Below are 22905 nucleotides of genomic sequence, written 5' to 3'. Positions count from 1 at the left end.
GTATCACCCCCGCCCCCCTTCCGGCGCGGCGCTACCGCCAGTAGGTTCGGCGGCCGACGATCGCCGCAAAGGATCCCATCTTGCGCCTCTCCCGCGCCTTCCTGCCCACGCTCAAGGAAACCCCCGCCGAGGCGCAGATCGCCTCCCACCGGCTGATGCTGCGCGCCGGGCTGATCCGGCAGACCTCGGCGGGCATCTATGCCTGGCTGCCGGCGGGCCTGCGCGTGCTGCGCAAGGTCGAGCAGATCGTGCGCGAGGAACAGGACCGCGCCGGTGCGCAGGAGATCCTGATGCCGACCATCCAGTCGGCCGAGCTGTGGAAGGAGTCCGGCCGCTACGACGACTACGGCAAGGAGATGCTGCGCATCACCGACCGCCATGAGCGCGAGATGCTGTTCGGCCCGACCAATGAGGAAATGGTCACCGACATCTTCAAGACCTTTGCGAAGTCGTACCGGGACCTGCCGCGCAGCCTCTACCACATCCAGTGGAAGTTCCGGGACGAGGTGCGGCCCCGATTCGGCGTCATGCGCGGGCGCGAATTCCTGATGAAGGACGCCTATTCCTTCGACATGGACCAGGCTGGCGCGCGGCATTCCTACCGGCAGATGTTCCTCGCCTATCTGCGTACCTTCCAGCGCATGGGCCTGACCGCGGTGCCGATGCGCGCCGATACCGGGCCGATCGGCGGCGACCTGTCCCACGAATTCATCATCCTCGCCGAAACCGGCGAGAGCGGCGTCTTCTACGATGCGGCCTATGAGACCACCGACTGGGCGAAGGCCGATGTCTCGACCGATGACGTGGACGGGCTGAAGGCGTTCTTCGAGCGCGTGACGACCAATTACGCCGCGACCGACGAGATGCACGACACTGCCGCCTGGGATGCCATCCCCGCCGAACGCCGCCGCGAGGGCAGGGGCATCGAGGTTGGGCACATCTTCTATTTCGGCACCAAATATTCGGCGGCTATGGGCCTGGTGCTCGCCGGACCGGACGGTGTGCCGGTCACGCCGGAGATGGGCTCCTACGGCATCGGCGTCTCCCGCCTGGTCGGCGCCCTGATCGAGGCGAACCACGACGAGGCCGGCATCAAATGGCCCGATCCGGTCGCGCCCTGGGCCGTCGCCATCCTGAACCTGCGTCCGGGCGACGCGGCGACGGACGCCTTGTGCGAGGCGCTCTATGTCAATCTCGCCGACGACGCCGTCTATGATGACCGCCCGGCGCGCGCCGGCGAGAAATTCGCCGATGCCGACCTGATGGGCTTCCCCTGGCAGGCCATCGTCGGCCCGCGCGGGGCGGCGGCCGGCAAGGTCGAACTGAAGCGCCGCGCCACCGGCGAGCGGGTCGAACTCAGCCTCGAGGATGCCCTGGCGCGTATCCGCGGCGCGTGACCGGCGGCGCGGGGCAGGGCGATGGCGCGCCCGGCGATGCGGAAGCAGAGCCGGCTACCGCCTCTGCGGTCCGTGCACCACCGCACGCGGAAATCACGGCAGCGTTTCGTAGCAAAGTCGCGGCGGCCGGCCGGTAGGCGGCCCCCGCCCGGCCTGCTAGGAGGCCACCCATGTTCAACGCCTTCGAGCGTGCCGTCGCCTTCCGCTACCTGCGCGCCCGCAAGGGCGAACGTTTCATCTCGGTCACCGCGATCTTCTCGCTGCTTGGCATCATGTTGGGGGTGGCGACGCTGATCGTCGTCACCTCGGTGATGAACGGCTTCCGCCAGGACCTCATGACCCGGATCATCGGGCTCAACGGGCATCTGATCGTCCAGCCGGAACGCGGCCGCGCGCTGGAAGGGTATGAGGCCATCGCCGCGCGCATCGCCGGCCTGTCCGGCGTGGCGCAGGTGGCCCCGGTGGTGGATGGCCAGGTGCTCCTGTCCAGCCAGGCCGGCGGGGCAGGGGCGGCGCAGCTTCGCGGCCTGCCGCCCGAGGTGTTGCGCGCTCGCCCGGTGCTGGACCGGGGCATCCGGCTCGGCAGCCTCGAGGAGTTCGGCGCGGACCCGGATAGCGTGGTCATAGGGGGAAGGCTCGCGCAGCGGCTGCGATTGCAGCCTGGCGATACCGTGACGCTGACGCTGCCCCAGGCACGCGGCGGGGATTTCTCGGCGGCACCGCGGCAGCGCGCGCTGCGCGTCGTCGCGACCTTCGATGTCGGCATGCCGGAGGTGGACAGCCGCACCATCTTCGTCCCGCTGGCCACCGCGCAATCGCTGTTCGCCCTGGGCGACGCGGTCAGCGAGGTCGAGGTAATGGTCACTGATCCCGCGCATGTCGCGCCGGTGACCTCGGAGATCCGCGCCGCACTGGCCGGCCAGCCGCTGCGCGTCGCGGACTGGCAGCGCACCAATTCGTCGATCTACGCGGCGATGCTGGTTGAGCGGAACGTGATGTTCCTCATCCTGACCCTGATCGTGCTCGTCGCCGCCTTCAACATCGTCTCCTCCCTGACCATGCTGGTGAAGGACAAGGGGCGGGACATCGCCATCCTGCGCACCATGGGCGCCAAGCGCGGGGCGGTGCTGCGCATCTTCCTGCTGTGTGGGGCGACGATCGGCTGCGGCGGGACGCTGTTGGGCTTCGCGCTGGGGCTCGGTATCGCGACGAATTTCGACGCGCTGCGGCGCGGGCTGCTGTGGCTGGAAAGCACCGGGCTGTTCGGCGCGGAGCTTCGCTTCCTGATCGGCCTGCCTTCCGTCGTCGATCCGCAGGAGGTCGGGATCATCCTGGCCCTTGGCCTCGGCCTGTCGCTGCTGGCCACGCTGTGGCCGTCCTGGCGCGCCGCGCGCATCGACCCCGCCGAGGCGCTCCGTCATGGCTAAGGCCCCCATCTTCGGCGCCTTCGAGCGCGCTGTCGCGGCGCGCTACCTGCGCGCGCGGCGTGGCGAACGCGCGGTCTCGGTCATCGCCGGTTTCTCGCTGGCGGGCATCGCGCTGGGCGTGGCGACACTGATCGTCGTGCTCTCGGTGATGGGGGGCTTCCGGCAGGAATTGCTGTCGCGCATCCTGGGGCTGAACGGGCATCTCGGCGTGGTGATGACCGAGGGGCCGTTCCGCGACTATGCCGAGGCCGCGACGCGCATCCGCGCCCTGCCGCAGGTCGCCCAGGCGGCGCCGACGCTGGAAGGCCAGGTGCTGATCACCACGGATGCGGGGGCTTCGGCCGGCGCGCTGGTGCGCGGCATCGCGCCGGCGGATCTGCGGGCGCGACGCATCATCGCCGACAACATCCGTGCGGGGAGCCTCGTCGATTTCGACGGCGAGGACGCGATCGCCATCGGCACGCTGCTCGCCCGCAAGCTGGATGTGAGCGTCGGCGACCGCATCACCCTGGTCTCGCCCGAGGGCCGCGTGACCGTCTTCGGCACCGTGCCGCGCCTCAAGGCCTATCGGGTCGTCGCGATCTTCGAGGTCGGCATGCAGGACTACGATGCCGGCTTCGTCTACATGCCGCTGCCGGCCGCGCAGCTCTTCTTCCGCAGCCCCGGCGCGGTCAGCCAGATCGAGGTCTTCCTGCACAACCCCGACGACACCTGGCAGGCCGCCGCGGCAATCCGCCGGGCGCTGACGGGACGCCCCGTCGGCATCCTCGACTGGCAGCGCGCCAACAGCAGCTTCTTCCAGATCGTGGAGGTGCAGCGGAACGTGATGTTCCTGATCCTCGCCCTGATCATCCTGGTCGCGGCCTTCAACATCATCTCGTCGCTGGTGATGCTGGTGAAGGACAAGGGGCGCGACATCGCCATCCTGCGCACCATGGGGGCGGGCAGGGGGGCGGTGATGCGCATCTTCCTGCTCTGCGGGGCGGCGATCGGCGGCATCGGGACGCTGGCGGGGCTCGGGCTCGGGCTGCTGGTCACCGCCAATCTCGAACATATCCGCCAGGGGCTGATGGCCGCGACCGGGACGACCGTCTTCGATCCGGAGATCTACTTCCTGACCCAGATCCCGGCAGTGGTGAATCCGTGGGAGGTGGGCCAGGTCGTGGGCCTCGGCCTGCTGCTCTCCCTGCTCGCAACCCTGTTCCCGAGCTGGCGCGCCGCGCGGCTCGATCCCGTGGAGGCGCTGCGCCATGAGTGAACCGCCGTTGCGCCTCGCCGCCGTTGAGCGCCGCTACAGGTCGGGAGCAGGCGAACTGCCCGTCCTGCGCGGGGCGGATCTGACGCTGGAACAGGGGGAGATCGTCGCCCTGGTCGCGCCGTCGGGCACCGGCAAGTCGACGCTGCTGCATCTCGCCGGCCTGCTGGAAAAGCCCGATGGCGGCGAGGTCTTCATCGAAGGCCGCGCCGCCGGCACCCTGTCCGACGACGCGCGGACCGCGATCCGGCGCGACACCATCGGCTTCGTCTACCAGTTCCATCACCTGCTGCCGGAATTCACGGCGGAGGAGAACATCGTGCTGCCGCAACTCGCCGCCGGGGTTGGGCGGCGCGCGGCCCGGGAACGTGCGCGTAGCCTGCTGGCCCTGTTCGGCCTGTCGGGGCGGGAGTCGCATCCGCCGGGGAAGCTCTCGGGCGGCGAGCAGCAGCGTGTGGCGATTGCCCGGGCGCTCGCCAACCGACCGCGCATCCTGCTGGCGGACGAGCCGACCGGGAACCTCGATGTCGGCACTTCCGACCGCGTCTTCCACGAATTGCTGGAACATGTCCGCGGCGAGGGTGTCGCGGCGCTGGTCGCGACGCACAACCCCGAGCTGGCGCGCCGGATGGACCGGATCGTGACCCTCGCCGAGGGGCGCATTGCCGCGGCTGGCTGATGGACAGAACGACACTGGATTGAAGGCAGTTCCTTCCGCCATCATGGCCCACCGGTCCTGGATAGGGATGGCGGTCATGTCCGGCGGGCCTTCGATCACCTTCAATGACGGCGCGGCCTATGAGGAGTTCATGGGCGTCTGGAGCCGGCTTGTCGGGGAGGTCTTCCTCGATTGGCTGGCGCCGCGCCAAGGCCTGCGCTGGGCCGATGTGGGCTGCGGCAATGGCGCGTCCACCGCCCTGCTGCTCGATCGCTGTGCCCCGGCGATCGTCCAGGGCATCGACCCATCCCCGGAGCAGCTCGACTTCGCGCGACGCCGACTGTTCGGACGCCCCGCGCGGGTGCAGCAGGGCAGCGCGATGGATCTGCCCTTCGCCGATGCGAGCCTGGACGCGGCCCTGATGGCCCTGGTGCTGTTCTTCGTCCCCGAGCCGGCCCGCGGCGTGGCGGAGATGGCGCGGGTCGTCGCCCCCGGCGGGCTGGTCGCTGCCTATGCCTGGGACCTTCCGGGCGGGGGTTTCCCCATCGCCGTGGTGCAGGAGGAGATGCGCGCGGGCGGCATCGAGCCGCCCCTGCCGCCCCATCCCGAGGCGTCGCGCCAGGATGTGCTTGAGGCTCTCTGGACCGGTGCCGGGCTGCGCGACGTAGCCGTGCGGGCCATCACCGTGACCCGCCACTTCGCGGATTTCGAGACCTATTGGGCGATCTGCCTGCGCGGCCCGGCGACCGCGCCGGTGCTGAAGGCACTGCCGCAGCCGGAGGCCGACGCGTTGAAGGATCGCGTCCGCGCGCGGCTGCCGGTTGATGCGAATGGCGGCATCACCGTTGCCGCCACCGCCAATGCCGTGAAAGGCGTGAAGCCCTGACGAAGCCTGCCGTCAGGCGGCGACGATCAGCGCCAGCCCGGCCGCGGCGATGCCCGCCCCGCCGGCGCGCAGAAGCGCAACGCGGCCCGACCCGACGCGTCCCAGCGCAAAGCCCGCCGCGTGCAGCACGGCCGAGGCCGCGAGCATGCCGATCGCCGTCAGCAGCACCGAGCCGCCGATCTCGCTGCCATGCGCCGCGCCGTGCATCAGCCCGAAGACAGCCGCGACCGGCAGGGCGACCGCAGCGGGCAGGGGCACCGCCAGCGCCACGACCAGGCCGAGGATCAGCACGGTCCCGGCGACCCCCGGCTCGATCCAGGCCGGCAAGGCCGTTTCCAGGCCGAGCCCGATTCCGCCCGCCATGCCGGTGAGGAAGGCCGCCGGCAGCAGCCAGCCGCGCGCGAGGCCCGACTGCGCCGCCCACAGGCCGATCGCGACCATGGCCACCAGGTGGTCGATGCCGAGCAGCGGATGGGTGAAGCCCCCGACCAGGCCCTCCGAATGGCCGCCATGGGCGAAGGCCGGGCCGGCGGCGAGGACGGGCAGGATCAGGGCGGCGGCGCGCAGCAGGCGCTGGGTCATGGCAGAACTCCGTGGCGAGATCGCGTGATGCTGACCGCAGCGCAGCACGCGTGCAAGGCCGGCAAGGCGTGTGCTGTCGGGCCGTCTGTCCGGGCATGGCCCTGCTCCGTGCGCGGCCGTGAGGAGCAGCGCTTTGCCGCGATGCCGTCAGCCTTGCGCGAGAAGGTCCCAATCCGCGGCATAGAATCTCCGCAGCGTGGCGAGATTCGCCTCGGTCAGCGGATCGACCGGCAGCGTGTTGCCCGCGGTCTGCAATTTCGGCAGCGGGATCTCGAAGCCGGCGCGTTCGGACAGCAGCGCCGCGATCTCCGGCAGGTCTTCCATCCGGCGGGGCCGGCCGGCCAGCGGCAGGGCGGCGGAGACATAGGCCGCCTGCGGCCGGAAATGATGCGCCGTGGTGCCGCAGACCCGCATGTAGAAGGGCAGGCGCGCCGCGAAGGTGTTGATGTCGGGGACCGCCGGCAGGCCGGCTTCCTCCAGCATCTTTGCGGCGTCCGGCCGAGCGCGCGTCGTGTGCAGGATGTCGCGATAGGTCGCGATGCGATTGCGGTATCCGCTGATGAAGCGTTCGAGCGGATCGCGCAGCACGACAATCATGTCGTAGCGATCGTAGCGGACGAGCTTCGCCGGATCGGCCGGCATGGTCGGGTAGATGTGGTGGATATGGCCGTCCGGCGCGCTGGACTGGGCGGCGATGTCGAAGGGGCGTCCGGCATCCGCGTGGAACACCATGGTCTTGATCGTCGTGCAGGCGTTCTTGGGCACCGGCTGATAGACGATGCGGAGGCGGTTGCTGACGATCACAGCAGGCGGGCCGGGGGCTTCATGGCGTGCGGGTCTTCACAGGGGCTGCTCCACCTCGCCATGGGGCGGTGGGCGGTGCAAGGGGGCAGGGCGATGATGCCGCGCTTCGCGTCCTGCACTATCCTGCCGGGGTGAGCGACTCCTTCATCCATCTCCACGTCCATTCCGCCTACTCGCTGAGCGAGGGCGCCATCAGGGCCGACAAGCTTCCCGCCTTGGCGGTGGAGAATGGCATGCCAGCGGTGGCGCTGACCGACAGCGCCAACATGTTCGGCGCGCTGGAGTTCTCGGAATACTGCGCGAAGAAGGGCGTGCAGCCGATCATGGGCTGCCGGCTCTTCCTTACCCGGGCCGAGGCGGATCCCGACCGCCCCGACATCGCCAGGCAGAACCCCGATCCGCTGGTCGCACTGGCCATGGACGCGGCGGGGCTCGAGAACCTCCAGAAGCTGTCCTCCTCGGGCTATCTGCGCGACGACCCTTCGGGCAGGCCGGCCATCACGCTCGATCTGCTGCGAAACCACGCGCAGGGGCTGTTCCTGCTGACGGGCGGGACGCTGGGGCCGGTCGGGCGGCTGATCGGCGACGGCCGGCGCGATGCCGCGACGCGCATCCTGCATGCGCTGCGCGAGGCCTTCCCCGACCGCCTGGCGGTCGAACTGCACCGCCACGGCCTGGCGCAGGAAAAGCCCATCGAGGCCGGGCTCCTCGCCCTGGCCAAGGAAGCTGCCCTGCCGATCGTCGCCGCCAACGACGTCTATTTCGCCAAGCGCGAGATGCACGAGGCCCATGACGCGCTGCTCTGCATCGCCGAGGGCCGCACCATGGCCGAGCGCGACCGTCGCCGCGTGACGCCCGAGCACTGGTTCAAGCCGGCGGCGATGATGCGGCAACTCTTCGCCGATCTGCCGGATGCCTGCGACAACACGCTCGCCATTGCGCGGATGTGCGCCGTGATGGCGGAATCCAAAAAGCCCGAACTGCCGATCTGCCCCAAGGTGCGCGAGGGCATGACCGAGGCCGAGACGGTGCGCTCCATGGCCAAGGAAGGCCTGGAGAAACGGCTCGACGCGCTGGTGCCGGCGCCGGACGAGGCGAAGCGGCAGGTCTATCGCGACCGGCTCGACTACGAACTCGGCGTCATCGAGAAGATGGGCTTCCCCGGCTACTTCCTGATCGTTGCCGACTTCATCCAATGGGCGAAGGCGCAGACGCCGCCCATTCCGGTGGGTCCCGGGCGCGGTTCGGGGGCGGGGTCCGTCGCTGCCTGGGCGCTGCTGATCACCGATCTCGACCCGCTGCGCTTCGGCCTGCTGTTCGAACGCTTCCTGAACCCCGAGCGCGTGTCGATGCCGGACTTCGACATCGATTTCTGCCAGGACCGCCGCGACGAGGTCATCCAGTACGTCGTGCGCGAATACGGTGCGGACCGCGTCGCGCAGATCATTACCTTCGGCAAGCTGCAGGCCAAGGCTGCGGTGCGCGACGTGGGTCGCGTTCTCGGCATGCCCTATGGCCAGGTCGACAAGATCGCCTCGCTGATCCCGTTCAATCCCGCGAAGCCCGTCACGCTCTCCCAGGCCATCGAAGGCGAGCCGCGGCTTCAGGAGATGCGCGACACCGACGAACAGGTCGGGCGCCTGCTGGAAATCGCCGGGCAGGTCGAGGGCCTGTACCGCAACGCCTCGACCCACGCTGCGGGTGTCGTGATCGGGCGCAAGCCGCTGATCGACATCGTGCCGCTTTACCGCGATCCGCGATCACCGATGCTGGTCACGCAGTATTCAATGAAATACGCGGAAGCGGCCTCGCTGGTGAAGTTTGACTTCCTCGGCCTGAAGACGCTGACGGTCATCGAGCGTGCGCTCGCGATCCTCAGCGAGCAGGGCGTGGAGGTGGATATCGCCGCCATCCCGCTGGATGACGAGAAGACCTTCACCATGCTGGCCAAGGGCGACGCGGCCGGCGTGTTCCAGTTCGAAGGGCAGGGGATGCGCGACTGCCTGCGGCAGATGCGCGCCTCCCGCTTCGAGGATCTGGTCGCGGCGGTGGCGCTCTACCGCCCGGGCCCGATGGCGAACATCCCGGCCTACTGCGCACGCAAGCTCGGCGAGGCGTGGGAGCCGCCGCATCCCGCGATCATGCACATCCTGTCCGAGACCTATGGCATCATGGTCTATCAGGAACAGGTCATGCAGATCGCGCAGGACCTGGCGGGCTATTCGCTCGGCGGTGCGGACCTGCTGCGCCGCGCGATGGGCAAGAAGATCCGCGAGGAGATGGTCAAGCAGCGCGCCATCTTCTGCGAGGGCGCCGAGAAGCGCGGCATCGAGCCGGCCAAGGCGGCCGAGATCTTCGACCTGATGGAGCGCTTCGCCGATTACGGCTTCAACAAGTCGCACGCCGCCGCCTATGCGCTGGTCAGCTACCAGACCGCTTGGCTGAAGGCGAACCACACGGTCGCCTTCCTCGCCGCGTCGATGACGCTCGACATGTCCAACACCGACAAGCTGGCCGGGCATATGCAGGAATGCGCGCGGCTCGGCATTCCGGTGCTGCCGCCCGACATCAACCGCTCCGGCGCGGATTTCCGGGTCGAGACGACGGCCGAGGGCAAGCAGGCGATTCGCTTCGCGCTGTCGGCGGTGAAGCGCGTCGGCGAAGGAGCGATGAAGGATTTGGTGAAGGCCCGCGGCGGGCAGGCCTTCACCTCGCTCGCGGATTTCGCCCATCGCGTGGACCCGAAGCTGCTGAACAAGATGCAGCTGGAGAACCTCGCCCGCGCCGGTGCCTTCGAGGCGCTGGAGAAGAACCGCGCCAAGGTGATGGCCGGCGCCGAGACCATCCTCCGCCGCGCCCAGGCGGATGCCGAGGAACGTGGATCCGGCCAGATCGGCCTGTTCGGCGCCGAGGCGCAGCAGGCCGAACCGCTGCGCCTGCCCGACGTGCCGGATTGGCCGCTGCTCGACAAGCTCGCCCAGGAAGCCGAGGCGGTGGGCTTCCATCTCTCGGCGCATCCGCTCGACACCTATCGCAAGGCCTTGCAACGGCTGGGCGTGGTGGGCTCGGCGCAGATCGCCGATCGCGCGCGGTCGGGGGCGTCGCGGCTGAAGCTGGCCGGTACGGTGGTGAACAGCAAGGAACGCACGACCAAGACCGGCAGCCGCATGGCCTGGGTACGCCTGTCCGATGCCCAGGGCGGGTTTGAGGTGACTTTCTTCTCGGAAATCCTCAACCGATCGCGCGACCTGCTGGTGGAGGGCAACGCCGTGATGATCACCGCCGAGGCGCGCATGGAAGGCGAGGCGCTACGCCTGACCGCCAACGACATCGAGGCGCTGGAAAAGGCCGCCAATGGTGTCGCCGGCGGCATCAAGCTGTGGCTGGACGATCTGGCCGGCATCGACCCGATCCAGGCGCTGCTGACACGCGAGGGCCGCGGCCGCGGCCGCGTCGTGCTGGTGCCGCGCACCGGGCCAGGGCAGGAGGTCGAGGTCGCCTTGCCCGGCGGCTTCAACATCGGCCCGCGGGTGATGCAGGCGATGAAAGTGCTGCCGGGCGTTTCGGCGGTCGAGGAAATCTGACGCCTTCACCGCCCGGCCGCGAAGCGCCTAGCATGCCGCCGAAGCCGGGATCCCCGCCGGAGGATTGATGACCGCGACCGATGATCTGCTCGCCCGCCGCAACCGCGCGCTCGGCGCGGGCGCGCCGCTGTTCTACGAACACCCGCTGCACATCGTGCGCGGGGAGGGCGTGTACCTGTTTGACTCCAATGGCCGCCGCTATGTGGACATGTACAACAACGTCCCCTGCGTCGGGCACGCCAATCCCCGGGTGGTCGAGGCGATGGCCCGCCAGCAGGGCACGCTGAACGTCCACAGCCGCTACCTCCACGAAAGCGTGGTCACCTTCTGCGAGCGCCTCGCCGCGCTGCATGGGCCGCAGATCGAAAGCGTCATCCTGACCTGCAGCGGCACCGAGGCGAATGAGGTGGCGATGCGCATGGCGCGCTTCGCCACCGGCAAGCGCGGCATCATCTGCACGGATGCCACCTATCACGGCAACAGCGAGATGGTGGGCGCGCTGTCGCGCCTGGGCCGCGCGCCATCGCCCAACCCTTGGGTCCGCGCCATCCCGTTCCCCGAGACCTATCGCCCCATTGCCCCGGGCCTGACGGGCGAGGCGCTGTGCGAGGCCTATCTGGCCGAGCTCGCCAAGGCGATCGCGGATTTGCAGGAAAGCGGGGAGGGGGTGGCCGCGATGATCCTCTGCTCGATCCTCGCCAATGAAGGCCTGCCCGACATCCCCGATGGCTTCATGCCGCGCGCGGCGGCGATGGTGCGCGAGGCTGGGGGCCTCGTGATCGCCGACGAGGTCCAGGCCGGCTATGGCCGCACCGGCCAGTGGTGGGGCTATGAGGTGACCGGCTTCACGCCCGATATCGTCGTGACCGGCAAGCCGATGGGCAACGGGCTGCCGCTGGCCGCGACCGCCGCGAGCCGCGCCCTCGTCGAGACCTTCCGAGCGAAGACGCGCTACTTCAACACCTTCGCGTCCTCGCCCTTGCAGGCGGCGGTCGGCATGGCGGTGCTGGACGAGATCGAGCAGCGCGACCTGCTGCCCAACGTCGCGCGCGTCGGCGCGGCGCTGAAGGATGCGCTGGCCCAACGCAAGGGCGTCAGCGCAACGATCGGCGATGTCCGCGGCCATGGGCTGTTCGTCGGCGTCGAAATGATTGGTGCGGACAAGGCGCCCGATACCGTGCTGGCCAAGCGCGTGATCAACACGCTCAAGGACAAGGGCTTTCTGACCAGCAATGCCGGTGCCTTCGCCAATGTGGTGAAGATCCGCCCGCCGCTGCCGTTCTCCGACGCCGACATGGCCGAATTCCTGGTGGCCTGGGACGAGACCATCGCCGAACTCGCCGCATGACGGCGGAGATTGGCGAGGCCTATGAGCCCGCGGCGCGGGTAGCACTCGCGGGCTTCGGCATCGAAGCGGCCGCGCTGCGCTTCGTGCATCTCAGCGAGAACGTGACCTTCCGCGTAACCGATGCGCGGGACGGGTCGCGCCTGGTGCTGCGGCTGCACCGGCCGGGCTATCACGACATCGCCGCGCTGCGGTCGGAACATCTGTGGACGCGGGCGCTGGTCCAGGCCGGCATCGCGGCGCCCGAACCGCTGCTGACGCCGGGCGGCGAGAGCTTCGTGGAAGTTCCCGTCGGCGGCAGCGAGACCCGCTGGGCCGGGCTGGCGCGCTGGGTGGAAGGCGAATTGCTCTCGGAGATCCTGGACCGTGATCCGGCGTCCCGTGCGGAGCATCTGCGCCAACTCGGGGCCATCATGGCGGCGATGCACAACCAGGCCTCGGCCTGGACGCCGCCGCCGGGCTTCCGGCGCCACCGGATGGATGCCGACGGGCTGATGGGGCCGGCGCCATTCTGGGGCCCGTTCTGGGACCAGCGCCTGCTGACCGCGGCCGAACGCGCCATGCTGCTCGACCTGCGTGACCGGCTGCACGCCGCGCTGCGACGCCTGGGCGAGGCACCCGAGCGCTTCAGCCTGATCCACGCCGACCTGCATCCGCACAACGTGCTGATCGATGGCGGGCGGGCGGCGGTGATCGACTTCGACGACGCCGGCTTCGGCTGGCACCTGTACGACCTGGCGGCCGCGCTGATCGGGTACCAGGACCGGCCGGACTTCGCGGCGATCCAATTGGCCTGCATCGAGGGCTACCGATCCGTGCGCGCGCTGCCGGATGCCGAACTCGCTTTGCTGCCGATGTTCCTGCTGATGCGGGGGATGGCCTATCTCGGCTGGTGCCATCAGCGGCCGGAACTGGCGACGGCGGCCACGCTCCAGTCGCGCAAGGCCCGGGTCTGCGCGGTGGCGCCGGGCTTCGTCATCCTCGTCTAATTTTTCCATAATATACCTTATGCGGTAATCAGACGCATGGCTTGGGGATTGCTAGCCCCAGGCCACGGCCTGCTTCTCGGCCGCCTTTTGCCTCAAGGAGATGCGTGTGTTTCGGCGTTCCCTGCTTGCCCTGCCGACCATCCTGGCAGTCCCTGCCTTCGCCCAGTCCAGTTGGCGGCCGAATGCGCCGCTGCGCTACGTCGTGCCCTTCCCGCCCGGCTCTGGTTTCGACTTGGTCGGCCGCATGGTCGCCGAAGGTGCCGGGCCGCTGCTCGGCCAGAACATCGTCGTCGAGAACCGCCCGGGCGCCGGCACGCTGGTCGCCGTCCAGGCCGTGAAGACCATGCCACCGGACGGCCAAGTCATCATCATGGTGGCCAACAGCTTCACGGTGAACCCGACGCTGCACCAGCCCAAGCCCTATGACGCCCAGGCGGATTTCGACCCGCTGGCGCTGCTGGTCGAAACCTCCCACGTCTTGGTCTGCAACCCGGCCGTCGCGTCGAACTTCCAGGACTTCCTCGCCAAGGCGAAGGCGCCCGGAAACGGCCTGTCCTTCGGCAGCAACGGCCAGGGCACCAGCCAGCATATGGGGCTCGAGCAGCTCAAGATGCTGGCCGGGCTGAACGCGGTGCATGTGCCCTATCGCGGCGTGCCGCCCATGCTGACCGACCTGCTGGCCGGGCGCGTGGACTACACGCTGGGCAATCTGTCGGACGTCCTGCCGGCGGTGCGCGACGGCAAGCTGGTGGCGCTGGGGATCGTTGCGTCTTCGCGACATCGCCTGCTGCCGGACGTGCCGACCATGGCCGAGCTCGGCTATCCGCAGCTTGTCTCCGACACCTGGTACGGCGTGGTGATGCCGACCGGCGGCCGGCCGGAGGTGAAGACCACGCTGACCGCGGCGCTGCTGGATTCGCTCAACCGGCCTGCGGTGAAGACGCGCATGACCGAGATCGGGCTGGAGGTGATCGCGGGCGGGCCTGACGCTCTGGCGGCCCGGATCCAGCGCGACACGGCGACCTATGCGGAAGTCGTGCGGGTCGCGAATTTGAAGCCGGAGTGAGGAGATTGGAGGGGTTCCGCCCCTCCAAACCACTCCGCCAAAGGCCGAAAAGCTCTCGGAAACCTCGACCTAGCGCCGCGCGCCGCGCGCGGGAGGGTTACCTGAACCCGCTTTCGCGCTCGAAGCGTGCTTCACCGGCACGGCATGACCACCCTGCCCGGCGCCAACAGATTGCGGTCCAGGGGCTCCAAGCCCCTGGCGGGGTGGTTCGGAGGGGCGGCGCCCCTCCGATCGTCCCCCGCCGAAAGAAGGAAATCAGCCCCCGATCCAGCGCGCCAGGTCCTCGGCCTTGGGCAGGCCGCCGGCATGGACCACCTTGCCGTCCACCACGATCCCCGGTGTCGCGGCGATGCCGTAGCCGGCGATCTCGGCATAGTCGGTCACCTTGCTGACCGACACCTCGACGCCCGACGCCGCGGCCGCGTCCTTCACCATCTGCACCGCCGCATCGCAGCGTTTGCAACCAGGGCCCAGCACCTTCACGTCCTTCATGGTTCCACCCTCCTCAGGCGAACAGCAGGTTGAACAGGAACCCCACGGCCAGGATGCCGAGGCCGACCACCGCGATGAACACCGCGATCAGCTTCGCCGACAGCACCTTCCGCAGGATGATCGTTTCCGGCAGGGACAGCGCGGTCACGCTCATCATGAAGGCGAGCACGGTGCCCAGCGCCGCCCCCTTCCCCAGCAGCGCCTCGACCACCGGGATGATCCCCGCCGCGTTCGAATACATCGGGATGCCGATCAGCACGGCGGCCGGTACGGACCACCAGGCATCGCGCCCCATGATGCCGGCGAGCAATTCCTCGGGCGCATAGCCATGGATCAGCGCCCCGGCGGCGATGCCGGCGATGATCCAGATCCAGACGCGGCCGACGATTTCGCGCACCGCCTCCAGCCCCGCGCGGATGCGGTCCGGCCAAGTGATGCTGTTCGGCGGCAGGTCGAGCTGCGCGGCCTGGATCTTCAGCACCCAGGGCTCCAGCCAGCCTTCCAGATGCAGCCGCCCGATCACCAGCCCGGCGAGGATCGCGACACCCAACCCGAAGGCCAGGTAGGTCAGTGCCACCTGCCAGCCCAGCAGGACGAACAGCAGCCCCAGCGCCACCTCATTCACCATCGGCGCCGCGATCAGGAAGGAGAAGGTCACGCCGAGCGGCACCCCGGCCGAGACAAAGCCGATGAACAGCGGCACCGCGGAACAGGAACAGAACGGCGTCACGATGCCGAGCATCGCGGCCATGACATTGCCGACCCCCCCTCGCCGCCCCGCCAGCAGCGCGCGGGTGCGCTCGGCCGAGAAGAAGCTGCGCACGACCCCCATGGCAAAGACCACCAGGGTCAGCAGCAGCAGCACCTTCGGTACGTCATAGAGGAAGAAGGCGATCGCCTCGCCCAGATGGGAATGGCGTTCGATCGGCAGCAGCGAGACGAGCCAGCCCGAGAAGGGCTGCAACTGGCTGTACAGCAATCCCCACAGCAGCAGCCCGGCCGCGCTGCCCGCCAGCCAGGGCCATGGCGCGGCGACGCGCGGGGAACCGGTGGCGGCGCTCATGCGGCATTCCTTTGCGGGGCCTGCACCAGATCGAGCGCGGCATCGAGCAGACGCCGTTCGGACTGGGACAAGGCCGGATTCAGACGATAGCGGACCCATTGCGCGTCGCGCCGGTCGGTTACCAGGCCGGCCTGCCGCAGCGTCGCCATATGGCGTGACACGCGGGACTGGCTGGCGCCCAGGGTGGCCACCAACGCGCAGACGCAATGCTCCTGCCCGTCCCGCAACTGCCGCAGCGCGGCGAGACGTGTCGGGTCGGCCAAGGCGGCGAACAGGGCAACCGGATCGCGCATGACTACTTTTGTATGCGCCCTTGCGCATATGCGCCTTGACGCATCGCAAAGACCGGGTGCTATCGCGCGGCGCGCACCGCCTCGACCAGCGTGCGGAGGAGGAAGTCCAGCTCCTGCCGGGTGGCGACCAGCGGCGGGTTGATCCGGATCTGGTTCCCCGCCCGCAGCAGCAGGATGCCGGCGTCGAGGCAGCGCGCATCCACCGCCTCGGCCGCCGCTTCGCTGTCGAATTCCAGGCCCCACATATGCCCCTTGCCGCGCACGTCGCGCAGCCCCGGCGTGCCGCGCAGCGCCATCAGGTGCGACAGATGCCGTTCGGCATTGGCGCGCACACGGTCCACCAGGCCGTCGCGATCCATGATCTCCAGCACCTTCAGCGCGATATCGCAGCCCACCGGATGACCGGCCATGGTGATGACCTTGCTCATTGCCTGGCCTGGGATGCGGAAGGTCTCGAAGATCCGCCGGTCCACGGCCGTGGCCGACAGCGGGTAATAGGCCGAGGTGATCCCCTTCCCCATCGTCACGATATCAGGGCGCACCCCGGCCTCATGCTGGAAGGCGAAGAAGGCGCCCGACCGCCCGAAGCCGTTGATGACCTCATCGACAATCAGCAGCAGGTCATGGGCTCGGCACAGTTCGGCCAGCATGGCGAGGAAGCCGGGTGGCGGGACGATCACGCCACCGGCGAAGGCGATGGGCTCGACGATGATGGCGGCGATGGTGCCGGGGCCGGCCTCGGCGATGGCCGCGTCGACACCCGCCCGGATCGCGTCCAAGCCGCGCGACACGCCGGCCACCGGGTCGCGCGCGCCCGCGACATGGATGAACTCGGCCGAGCGGTCCACGAGCGGCGATTGCAGGATGCCGGGGCCCGAAGCGTAGCTCGCCGCGCCGGTGGACCCGTGATAGGCGCGCTCGAAGGCAATGATCCGGCGCTTGGCGGGCTGGCCCTGGTGGCCCCAGAAGCGACGGGCGATCTCGATCGCCAGTTCATTCGCCGCCCCGCCCGTCGTGGCGTAGCGCACCCGGTATCCGCCCCCCAGCCGCTCGCTGAGTGCATCCGCCAGCGCCTGAACCGGCCGGGCATGGTGTTCCGGCGAGCAATAGGCGAGACGCCGGCTGCTCTCCGCCATGGCCGCGATCAGGTCTTCGTTCGCATAGCCCAGGTTGACGCAGCTATGGCCCGACCCCGCGTCGAACAGGCGGCGGCCGGATTCCTCGACCAGCCAGCTTCCCTCGGCGGAGGCGATGCGGTGCAGGGCATGGCCAGGCAGGTGGCTCTCGTCGTCCCAGAAGGCGCTGTCGGCGCGATCCATGGCGGGTGTTCCTCAGGCGGTGCGGCGTTCGGCTTCCATCGCGCGGACCATGCCGCGCAGGAAGCGCCGGACGATCAGCCGATGCGCCGGACCCACCGGCAGCATGTAGATCCGGCCGAACAGGTTGTGCGTGACGACAGAGGCCGTGACGAAGAGCGTCCGGTCCGCGACCGACAGGCAGGTCATGGTGTCGAGATGCCGGTCGCGGACCACCAGGGCGAGAGCATCGGGGGCGATATGCTCGACGGTGAAGAAATCCAGCCGGTCGCCTGGCTTCGGATCGGGGGCCGGAGCAGCCGAGAAACCGCGGATGGGTTCCACGCCGAACCAGCCGGAGACGACATCGCGGATGCGCACGGCCAGCGCGAAGATGGGCGAGCGCTGGGCCTTCATCCGCTGCCAGGCCTCGAGCGCGGTGACGGGCCGGGGCAGTACCGCGCTCTGGACATCGAGGTAGGACAGGCTGGCGGACGGCGCGATCAGGCGCGCGCCGGCGGGCAGGTCGCGGGCGGTCATGGCGACGCCACGATGGTCAGCCAGGGCCATCGCGCCTGGTAGGAGGCGGCCTTGGCAACAAACAGCCCCGGCGCGGGCATCAGCGGATTGGGCCGCAGGATGCCGTTGTGAAGGTCGTCGAGCCCGTCCGGCGCATGCAGCGCGCCATCATCCAGCGCCACGCCGATGCAGGTGCAGGCGACCAGATACCGGTCGATGCCCTCGGTCGCTGCGCGGAGCTGCGGATAGGCATGGCCGAAGCGCGCCGGGTACCACAGATGCACGCGCGCCTGGTTCTTCACCTCGACCTCGGCAGGCAGGTCCGCGACCGCCTCCTGCACGCGGCGGATTACCGTGTCCTCGGCCTCCCAGGACAGGTCGCGGTCGTCGAAATAGAAGACGTCGTAATCCTTCACGCCCTCGCCCGGGGGGCGGCCGGAGCGCCGGTTCCACCAGGCCTGGAACAGGCAGCCCGCGGTCAGATGGCCCTGCGGCAGGCCAAGTGCGGGCAACCGGTCCAGCAGCGCCGCTTTCACCGGATCGGCGCGCGCGCAGGCGATGAACACCTCGGCCGAGGGGGCATCCGCCCCCTCACCCGCGCTCAAGAAGCGTGGGCCGGTCGGAAGGGCCTGGCCCGTAGGAAGGTCTCGGCGATACGCAGCATCTTCGCGTCCTCGCAGCGGTTGCCGGCGATCTGCAGTCCGATCGGCAGGCCCTCGGCCGTTCGTCCGCAGGGCACCGACACCGCCGGCCCATGCGCCAGGTCGAAGGGGTAGGAGAACTCTGCCCACACCAGCCAGTCCCAATCGTGCTGGGGCCAATGAGCGGGGCGCTGGCGGCCGACCTCGAAGGCCGCGACGGAGGCCGAGGGTGTGATCAGCGCGTCCCAGCCGCCATCGGCGAACCAGGTGTTCACCTCCGCCGCATAGGCGATGCGTCGCGCCTGGGCGGCGATCGCGTCTTTCAGAGTGAAGTTCGCGAAATCATCCAAGCAGGCGATGAGGCCTGGATCCATCTGCGCGCGGCGCTCGGGATCGGTCTCGACGAAGCCGTACATGGCCGCGGCCCAGATCAGGCGTTCGAGGTCCGGCCCCTTGGGGCCCCAGGGCGGGGTGACTTCCTCGATGACCGCGCCGGCAGCTTCGAAGGCCGGCAGGGCGGCACGCACGGCTTCGGCGATCTCGGGGTCCACGCGGGCATGGCCGAGGTCGGGGCTATAGGCGATTTTCATGCCCTTGAGATCGGGCGACCAGACATCGGCCGCGTGGAATTTCATCGGCAATGTCGTATGATCAGCAGGATGCAGCCCGGCCATCACTTCCAGCATGAGGGCCGCATCGCCCACGCTGCGCGTGATCGGCCCCGCATGGGACACCGAGTTGTTGTTCGGCACGGGTGCATAGGGCACCAGCCCGAAGGTCGGCTTGTGCCCCACCGCGCCGCAGAAATGCGCCGGCAGGCGGATCGACCCCGCCCCATCCGTGCCGAGATGCAGCGCCCCGCAGCCCGACCCGGCCAGGGCGGCCGCACCGGAGGACGACCCGCCCGCCGTGCGCCCATGCACCCACGGATTATGGGTGTGTCCGGTCAGCGGCCCGGAGCTGACGGCCGTCCAGCCCTGCTCGGTCGAGCAGGTCTTGCCCAGGATGATGCCCCCTGCCCCGCGCAGCCGCGCGACCAGCGGCGCATCGGCCGACGCCGGCGCGTCGGAGGACAGGCGCGACCCACGCCGCGTCGGCAGGCCTTCCACCGCCTGCACGTCCTTGATGGTGACCGGCACGCCATGCAGCGGACCCAGCGGCACGCCAGCCATGACCATGATTTCGGCCGCCCGGGCGGCATTCAGGGCGCGCTCGGCATCAAGGGCGGCGAAGGCGTTGATGCGCGGTTCCCAGGCGTCGATGCGCTCCAGCACCGCCTGCACGATCTCGACCGGCGAGGCCCGACGGTCCCGGACGAGTTGCGCCTGTTCGACGGCGGTCAGGGTGGCGAGGTCGCTCACGCCGCGCGCTCCCACGCTGCCACGTCCAGGAATGTCGATTGGTAGCAGGCGCCCTCGCCCATATCCGTCCGCCTTTCGTCACAGAGCATGTTCACCGTGCCGGACACCGCCTCGGCATCCGGACGCTGGCCGGGGACCAGCACCACCCCCGGCTGGACTTCGTCGCTGACACGCAGCACCAGTCCCACCGCGCCACGATCGTTGAAGAGCTTCACCTTGGCGCCCTCACTTAATCCCCGGCGCGACGCTTCCTCGGGGTGCAGGATGGCGCAGGGATCGCCCTCCCGCTTGCGCAGGAAGGGCGATGCCGAATAGGCCGTATGCGCCTGGAAATAGCCCGGGGCGGTCAGCAGCCGCAGCGGCCAGCGGGCGGCATCCGCCGTCTCGACGGCATCCGGCTCCCACACCGGCATGGGCGGAATGCCCTGTGCCGCCAGGGTCTCCGAATAGATCTCGAGCCTGCCCGAGGGCGTGCGGAATTCCTGCGCCGCCAGCGGGGTCACCTTCACCGGCGTCTCGAACACCGTGGCCGGGTCGACATCGGCGATGATGCCGGTCGACCCCTTGAAGAACAGCGGCATGATCTCGCGCGGGGTCATGCTGAACACCGGATCGTTCAGCCCCATCCGCTGGCCGAGCGCCTGGGCCAGGTGGAAATTCGACATCGCCTGATGCTGCGGGGCCACCGCCGCCGGCCCCCATTGCATGCGGTAGGAGCCATAGGAGCGATAGAAATCCTCCGTCTCCAGATAGGTAGCGGCCGGCAGCACGATATCCGCATAGCGCGCCGTGTCGGTCATGAAGGGGTCGTGGACCACGGTGAACAGGTCCTCCCGCATCAGCGCCCGGCGCAGGCGGTTCACATCCGGGTTGGTCACGGCCGGGTTGTTCGCCGCGATAAACAGGGCGCGGATCGGCGGGTCGCGCATTTCTTCCAGCGCCTCGCCCAGCGCGAGGTGATTGACGGTCCGCGTGCTCTCCGGTCCCGAGGGCTTCGCCACCACGCCGAACTGGAAATCCATCGAGGCTGCGGCCAGCAGCAGCGCCCCGCCCCCTTCCCGCCCATAGGCACCGGTCAGCGCCGGCAGGGTCACCACCGCCCGCAGCGCCTGCCCGCCCTTGGCGAGCCGCGTCATGCCCTCGCCCAGGCGGATCAGCGAGGACTTCGCCGCGCCATACATCGCCGCGAGCGTTTCGATGTCTTCGACTGGCAGCCCGGTGATCTCCGCCACCCGCTCGGGCGGGAAGTTCGGCAGCACCTCCGCCGCCCACCGCTCGAAACCGAGCGTGTTCGCCGCCACATAGTCCCGGTCGATCTTGCCGTCGCGCAGCAGGATATGCGCGATGCCACAGGCCAGCGCCGCGTCCGTCCCGATCTTGATCGGCAGGTGCATGTCGGCCCGCGCCGCCGTCTGGCTGCGCCGCGGGTCGATCACCACCAGTTTCACGCCGGTCTTGCGCACCTTTTCCAGCAGCGCCCAGAAATGGACGTTCACCGCCATCAGGTCGCAGCCCCAGGCGATGACCAGGTCGGAATGGACCACCGCCTGCGGATCGGTCCCGCCCACCGGCCCCAGCGTCATGTCCCAAGCCGTCTCGCAGCAGGTGTCGCACACCGTGCCCAGCATCATCCGCGACGCGCCCAGCGCATGGAACAGCCCCGAGACCAGCCGCCGGTTCATATGCCCCTGATGCGCCGAATAGGCGTAGCCCAGGATGCCCATCGGCCCGTCGGTGGCGATGATGCCCTTCCAGCGCCCGGTGATCTCGTCCAGCGCCTCATCCCAGGTGATCGGCGCGAACTGGCCGCTGCCCTTGGGTCCGGTCCGGCGCAGCGGCGTGCGCAGCCGGTCAGGCGAATGCAGCGTCTCCATGTCCCGGTTCACCTTCGCGCAGGCGAAACCCGCCGTGTAGGCCTCCTCCGGGTCGCCTTGCAGCCGCACCACCCGATCGCCTTCGACATCGGCGACCAGGGAGCACATGTCGGGGCAATCATGGGCGCAGACGACGCGGACCTTCGGCATCGGGCTGGGTGTCCTTGGCTGAATCGGTCCGCAGTCTCGGTAAGGACGCAGCCGGGCGCAACCAGGGGACTTGCGTCGGCGACGGCGGCGGAGGAACACGGGCGACCCCTTCCCTGCCGCCGGATACGCCCATGACCGAGCCCCAAGCCGCCATCGTCCACCTGCTCGACATCATGGCGAAGCTGCGCGACCCGGATGGCGGCTGCCCCTGGGACCAGGTGCAGGACTTCGCCTCCATCGCCCCCTACACCATCGAGGAAGCCTACGAGGTCGAGGACGCCATCGCCCGCGGCGAACCCGCGACCCTGCTGGACGAGCTCGGCGACCTGCTCTTCCAGGTCGTCTACCACGCCCGCATGGCCGAGGAGCGCGGCTGGTTCGCCTTCGCCGACGTGGCCAAGGCGATCTCCGACAAGATGATCCGCCGCCACCCCCACGTCTTCGGCGACGCCGCCGCCCGCACCGCCGAAAGCCAGACCAGCGCCTGGGAGGTCCAGAAGGCCGCCGAACGTGCCGGCCGGGCCGAGCATGGGACATTGGCCGGCATCCCGCTCGGCCTCCCGGCCCTTACCCGAGCCGCCAAGCTGACCCGCCGCGCGGGGCGTGTTGGCTTCGACTGGCCGGACGCCGGGGCGGTGCTGGACAAACTGGAGGAGGAAGCAGAAGAGCTGCGGGTTGAGCTTAAAAATGAGCAGCAATCATCAGATAATACAGCATTGAAGGACGAAGTCGGTGACCTCCTCTTCGTGCTCGCGAACCTCGCCCGGAAGCTCGACCTGGATCCGGAGGATTGCCTGCGCGGTGCGAATCGGAAGTTCGAGCGTCGCTTCGGCTTCATCGAGCAAACCCTAAAATCTGAAGGAAAATTACCGGGGGATTCCACGCTCGATACGATGGAGGCGCTGTGGCAGGAGGCCAAGCGACGGGAACGCATGGCGATCTGAATATCGACGTATAATTATCTGTTTTTAAAAATTATCTCATGCGTGACGGCCCGAGGAGGGGCCTTGCCCCTCCTCGGAACCCCACCCCACCAAAGGCCGCAAGGCCTTTGGAAACCTTTAGGTGCACTGGCCCGCCAATGGATGGGTCGCTCTCGGTTGGGTATGTTTTCTTGCCAGGCGGCAGCGATTTGCCCGAAACAGCACACGCCGTGTGAGCAACGCCCCGGCCACCCGGAACCACGTATCGGTTCCAAAGGCCTCGGGCCTTTGGCGCGGGGCA

20 protein-coding genes are annotated in these 22905 nt (G+C 69.1%); 10 read left to right on the top strand and 10 right to left on the bottom strand.

From position 1 onward, the window contains the following. Positions 1–80: 80 nt before the first annotated feature. The 5 genes from proS (at position 81) to KPL78_RS06940 (ending at position 5623) form a co-directional block, all read left to right on the top strand. Positions 81–1397: a proline--tRNA ligase gene (gene proS, locus KPL78_RS06960; RefSeq protein ID WP_219762182.1), complete on the top strand. Its 1317-nt coding sequence runs from the start codon at positions 81–83 to the stop codon at positions 1395–1397. A 170-nt stretch (positions 1398–1567) separates the two neighbouring features. Next, positions 1568–2824 (top strand): lipoprotein-releasing ABC transporter permease subunit, encoded by a 1257-nt coding sequence (locus KPL78_RS06955; protein WP_219762181.1) that lies wholly within the window; start codon positions 1568–1570, stop codon positions 2822–2824. Between the two features lie 7 nt (positions 2825–2831). Then, positions 2832–4082 carry a lipoprotein-releasing ABC transporter permease subunit gene (locus tag KPL78_RS06950; protein ID WP_219762542.1) on the top strand — a complete coding sequence of 417 codons (1251 nt, stop codon included), beginning with the start codon at positions 2832–2834 and terminating at the stop codon, positions 4080–4082. Further along, a complete protein-coding gene (locus KPL78_RS06945; RefSeq protein WP_219762180.1) occupies positions 4075–4758 on the top strand; it encodes an ABC transporter ATP-binding protein in 684 nt (227 codons plus the stop codon). Before KPL78_RS06950 ends, KPL78_RS06945 begins: the two co-directional genes overlap by 8 nt. A 76-nt stretch (positions 4759–4834) precedes the next feature. After that, a complete protein-coding gene (locus KPL78_RS06940; protein WP_219762179.1) occupies positions 4835–5623 on the top strand; it encodes a class I SAM-dependent methyltransferase in 789 nt (262 codons plus the stop codon). 12 nt (positions 5624–5635) lie between these two features. Here KPL78_RS06940 and KPL78_RS06935 read toward each other — a convergent pair whose 3' ends face one another. Continuing rightward, positions 5636–6205, bottom strand: coding sequence for a HupE/UreJ family protein (locus tag KPL78_RS06935; RefSeq protein ID WP_219762178.1), 570 nt, complete (start codon positions 6203–6205; stop codon positions 5636–5638). Positions 6206–6352: 147 nt separating this feature from the next. After that, positions 6353–7009: a sulfotransferase family 2 domain-containing protein gene (locus tag KPL78_RS06930; protein WP_219762177.1), complete on the bottom strand. Its 657-nt coding sequence runs from the start codon at positions 7007–7009 to the stop codon at positions 6353–6355. 131 nt (positions 7010–7140) lie between these two features. On the opposite strand from KPL78_RS06930, the gene dnaE reads away from it, so the two are divergent. The 4 genes from dnaE (at position 7141) to KPL78_RS06910 (ending at position 13993) form a co-directional block, all read left to right on the top strand. Beyond that, a complete protein-coding gene (gene dnaE / locus KPL78_RS06925) occupies positions 7141–10593 on the top strand; it encodes a DNA polymerase III subunit alpha (RefSeq protein ID WP_219762176.1) in 3453 nt (1150 codons plus the stop codon). 67 nt (positions 10594–10660) lie between these two features. Beyond that, entirely contained in the window at positions 10661–11941 is a 1281-nt protein-coding gene (locus KPL78_RS06920) for an aspartate aminotransferase family protein (protein WP_219762175.1), read from the top strand. Further along, positions 11938–12927 carry a phosphotransferase enzyme family protein gene (locus KPL78_RS06915; protein ID WP_219762174.1) on the top strand — a complete coding sequence of 330 codons (990 nt, stop codon included), beginning with the start codon at positions 11938–11940 and terminating at the stop codon, positions 12925–12927. The genes KPL78_RS06920 and KPL78_RS06915 overlap by 4 nt, the downstream gene beginning before the upstream one ends. Positions 12928–13033: 106 nt before the next feature. Next, a complete protein-coding gene (locus KPL78_RS06910; RefSeq protein ID WP_219762173.1) occupies positions 13034–13993 on the top strand; it encodes a Bug family tripartite tricarboxylate transporter substrate binding protein in 960 nt (319 codons plus the stop codon). Between the two features lie 255 nt (positions 13994–14248). Here the strand turns inward: KPL78_RS06910 and KPL78_RS06905 are convergent, their stop codons facing one another. Genes KPL78_RS06905 through KPL78_RS06870 form a run of 8 tightly spaced genes read right to left on the bottom strand, consistent with a single transcriptional unit; the run spans position 14249 to position 21681 of the window. Further along, positions 14249–14485, bottom strand: coding sequence for a thioredoxin family protein (locus tag KPL78_RS06905; protein ID WP_219762172.1), 237 nt, complete (start codon positions 14483–14485; stop codon positions 14249–14251). Positions 14486–14498: 13 nt separating this feature from the next. Continuing rightward, on the bottom strand, positions 14499–15548 hold the full coding sequence (locus tag KPL78_RS06900; RefSeq protein WP_219762171.1) for a permease: 1050 nt from the start codon (positions 15546–15548) through the stop codon (positions 14499–14501). Continuing rightward, positions 15545–15841: an ArsR/SmtB family transcription factor gene (locus KPL78_RS06895; RefSeq protein WP_219762170.1), complete on the bottom strand. Its 297-nt coding sequence runs from the start codon at positions 15839–15841 to the stop codon at positions 15545–15547. The genes KPL78_RS06900 and KPL78_RS06895 overlap by 4 nt, the downstream gene beginning before the upstream one ends. A gap of 59 nt (positions 15842–15900) precedes the next feature. Then, entirely contained in the window at positions 15901–17160 is a 1260-nt protein-coding gene (locus tag KPL78_RS06890) for an aminotransferase family protein (protein WP_219762169.1), read from the bottom strand. Between the two features lie 12 nt (positions 17161–17172). Beyond that, positions 17173–17676: a DUF2867 domain-containing protein gene (locus KPL78_RS06885; RefSeq protein WP_219762168.1), complete on the bottom strand. Its 504-nt coding sequence runs from the start codon at positions 17674–17676 to the stop codon at positions 17173–17175. Then, positions 17673–18260 carry a nucleotidyltransferase family protein gene (locus KPL78_RS06880; protein WP_219762167.1) on the bottom strand — a complete coding sequence of 196 codons (588 nt, stop codon included), beginning with the start codon at positions 18258–18260 and terminating at the stop codon, positions 17673–17675. Before KPL78_RS06880 ends, KPL78_RS06885 begins: the two co-directional genes overlap by 4 nt. Continuing rightward, positions 18257–19657, bottom strand: a complete 1401-nt coding sequence (locus tag KPL78_RS06875; protein ID WP_219762166.1) for an amidase — start codon at positions 19655–19657, stop codon at positions 18257–18259. Before KPL78_RS06875 ends, KPL78_RS06880 begins: the two co-directional genes overlap by 4 nt. After that, positions 19654–21681: a molybdopterin-containing oxidoreductase family protein gene (locus tag KPL78_RS06870; RefSeq protein WP_219762165.1), complete on the bottom strand. Its 2028-nt coding sequence runs from the start codon at positions 21679–21681 to the stop codon at positions 19654–19656. The genes KPL78_RS06875 and KPL78_RS06870 overlap by 4 nt, the downstream gene beginning before the upstream one ends. Positions 21682–21812: 131 nt before the next feature. Here KPL78_RS06870 and mazG point away from each other — a divergent pair, with 131 nt between their 5' ends. Continuing rightward, complete coding sequence (gene mazG, locus KPL78_RS06865; RefSeq protein ID WP_219762541.1) at positions 21813–22625, top strand: nucleoside triphosphate pyrophosphohydrolase; 813 nt, start codon at positions 21813–21815, stop codon at positions 22623–22625. The last annotated feature ends 280 nt before the right edge of the window (positions 22626–22905 follow it).

It is taken from the genome of Roseomonas alba (assembly GCF_019430885.1).
Classification (GTDB): domain Bacteria; phylum Pseudomonadota; class Alphaproteobacteria; order Acetobacterales; family Acetobacteraceae; genus Neoroseomonas; species Neoroseomonas alba.
This window is presented reverse-complemented; position numbering and strand designations above follow the sequence as displayed.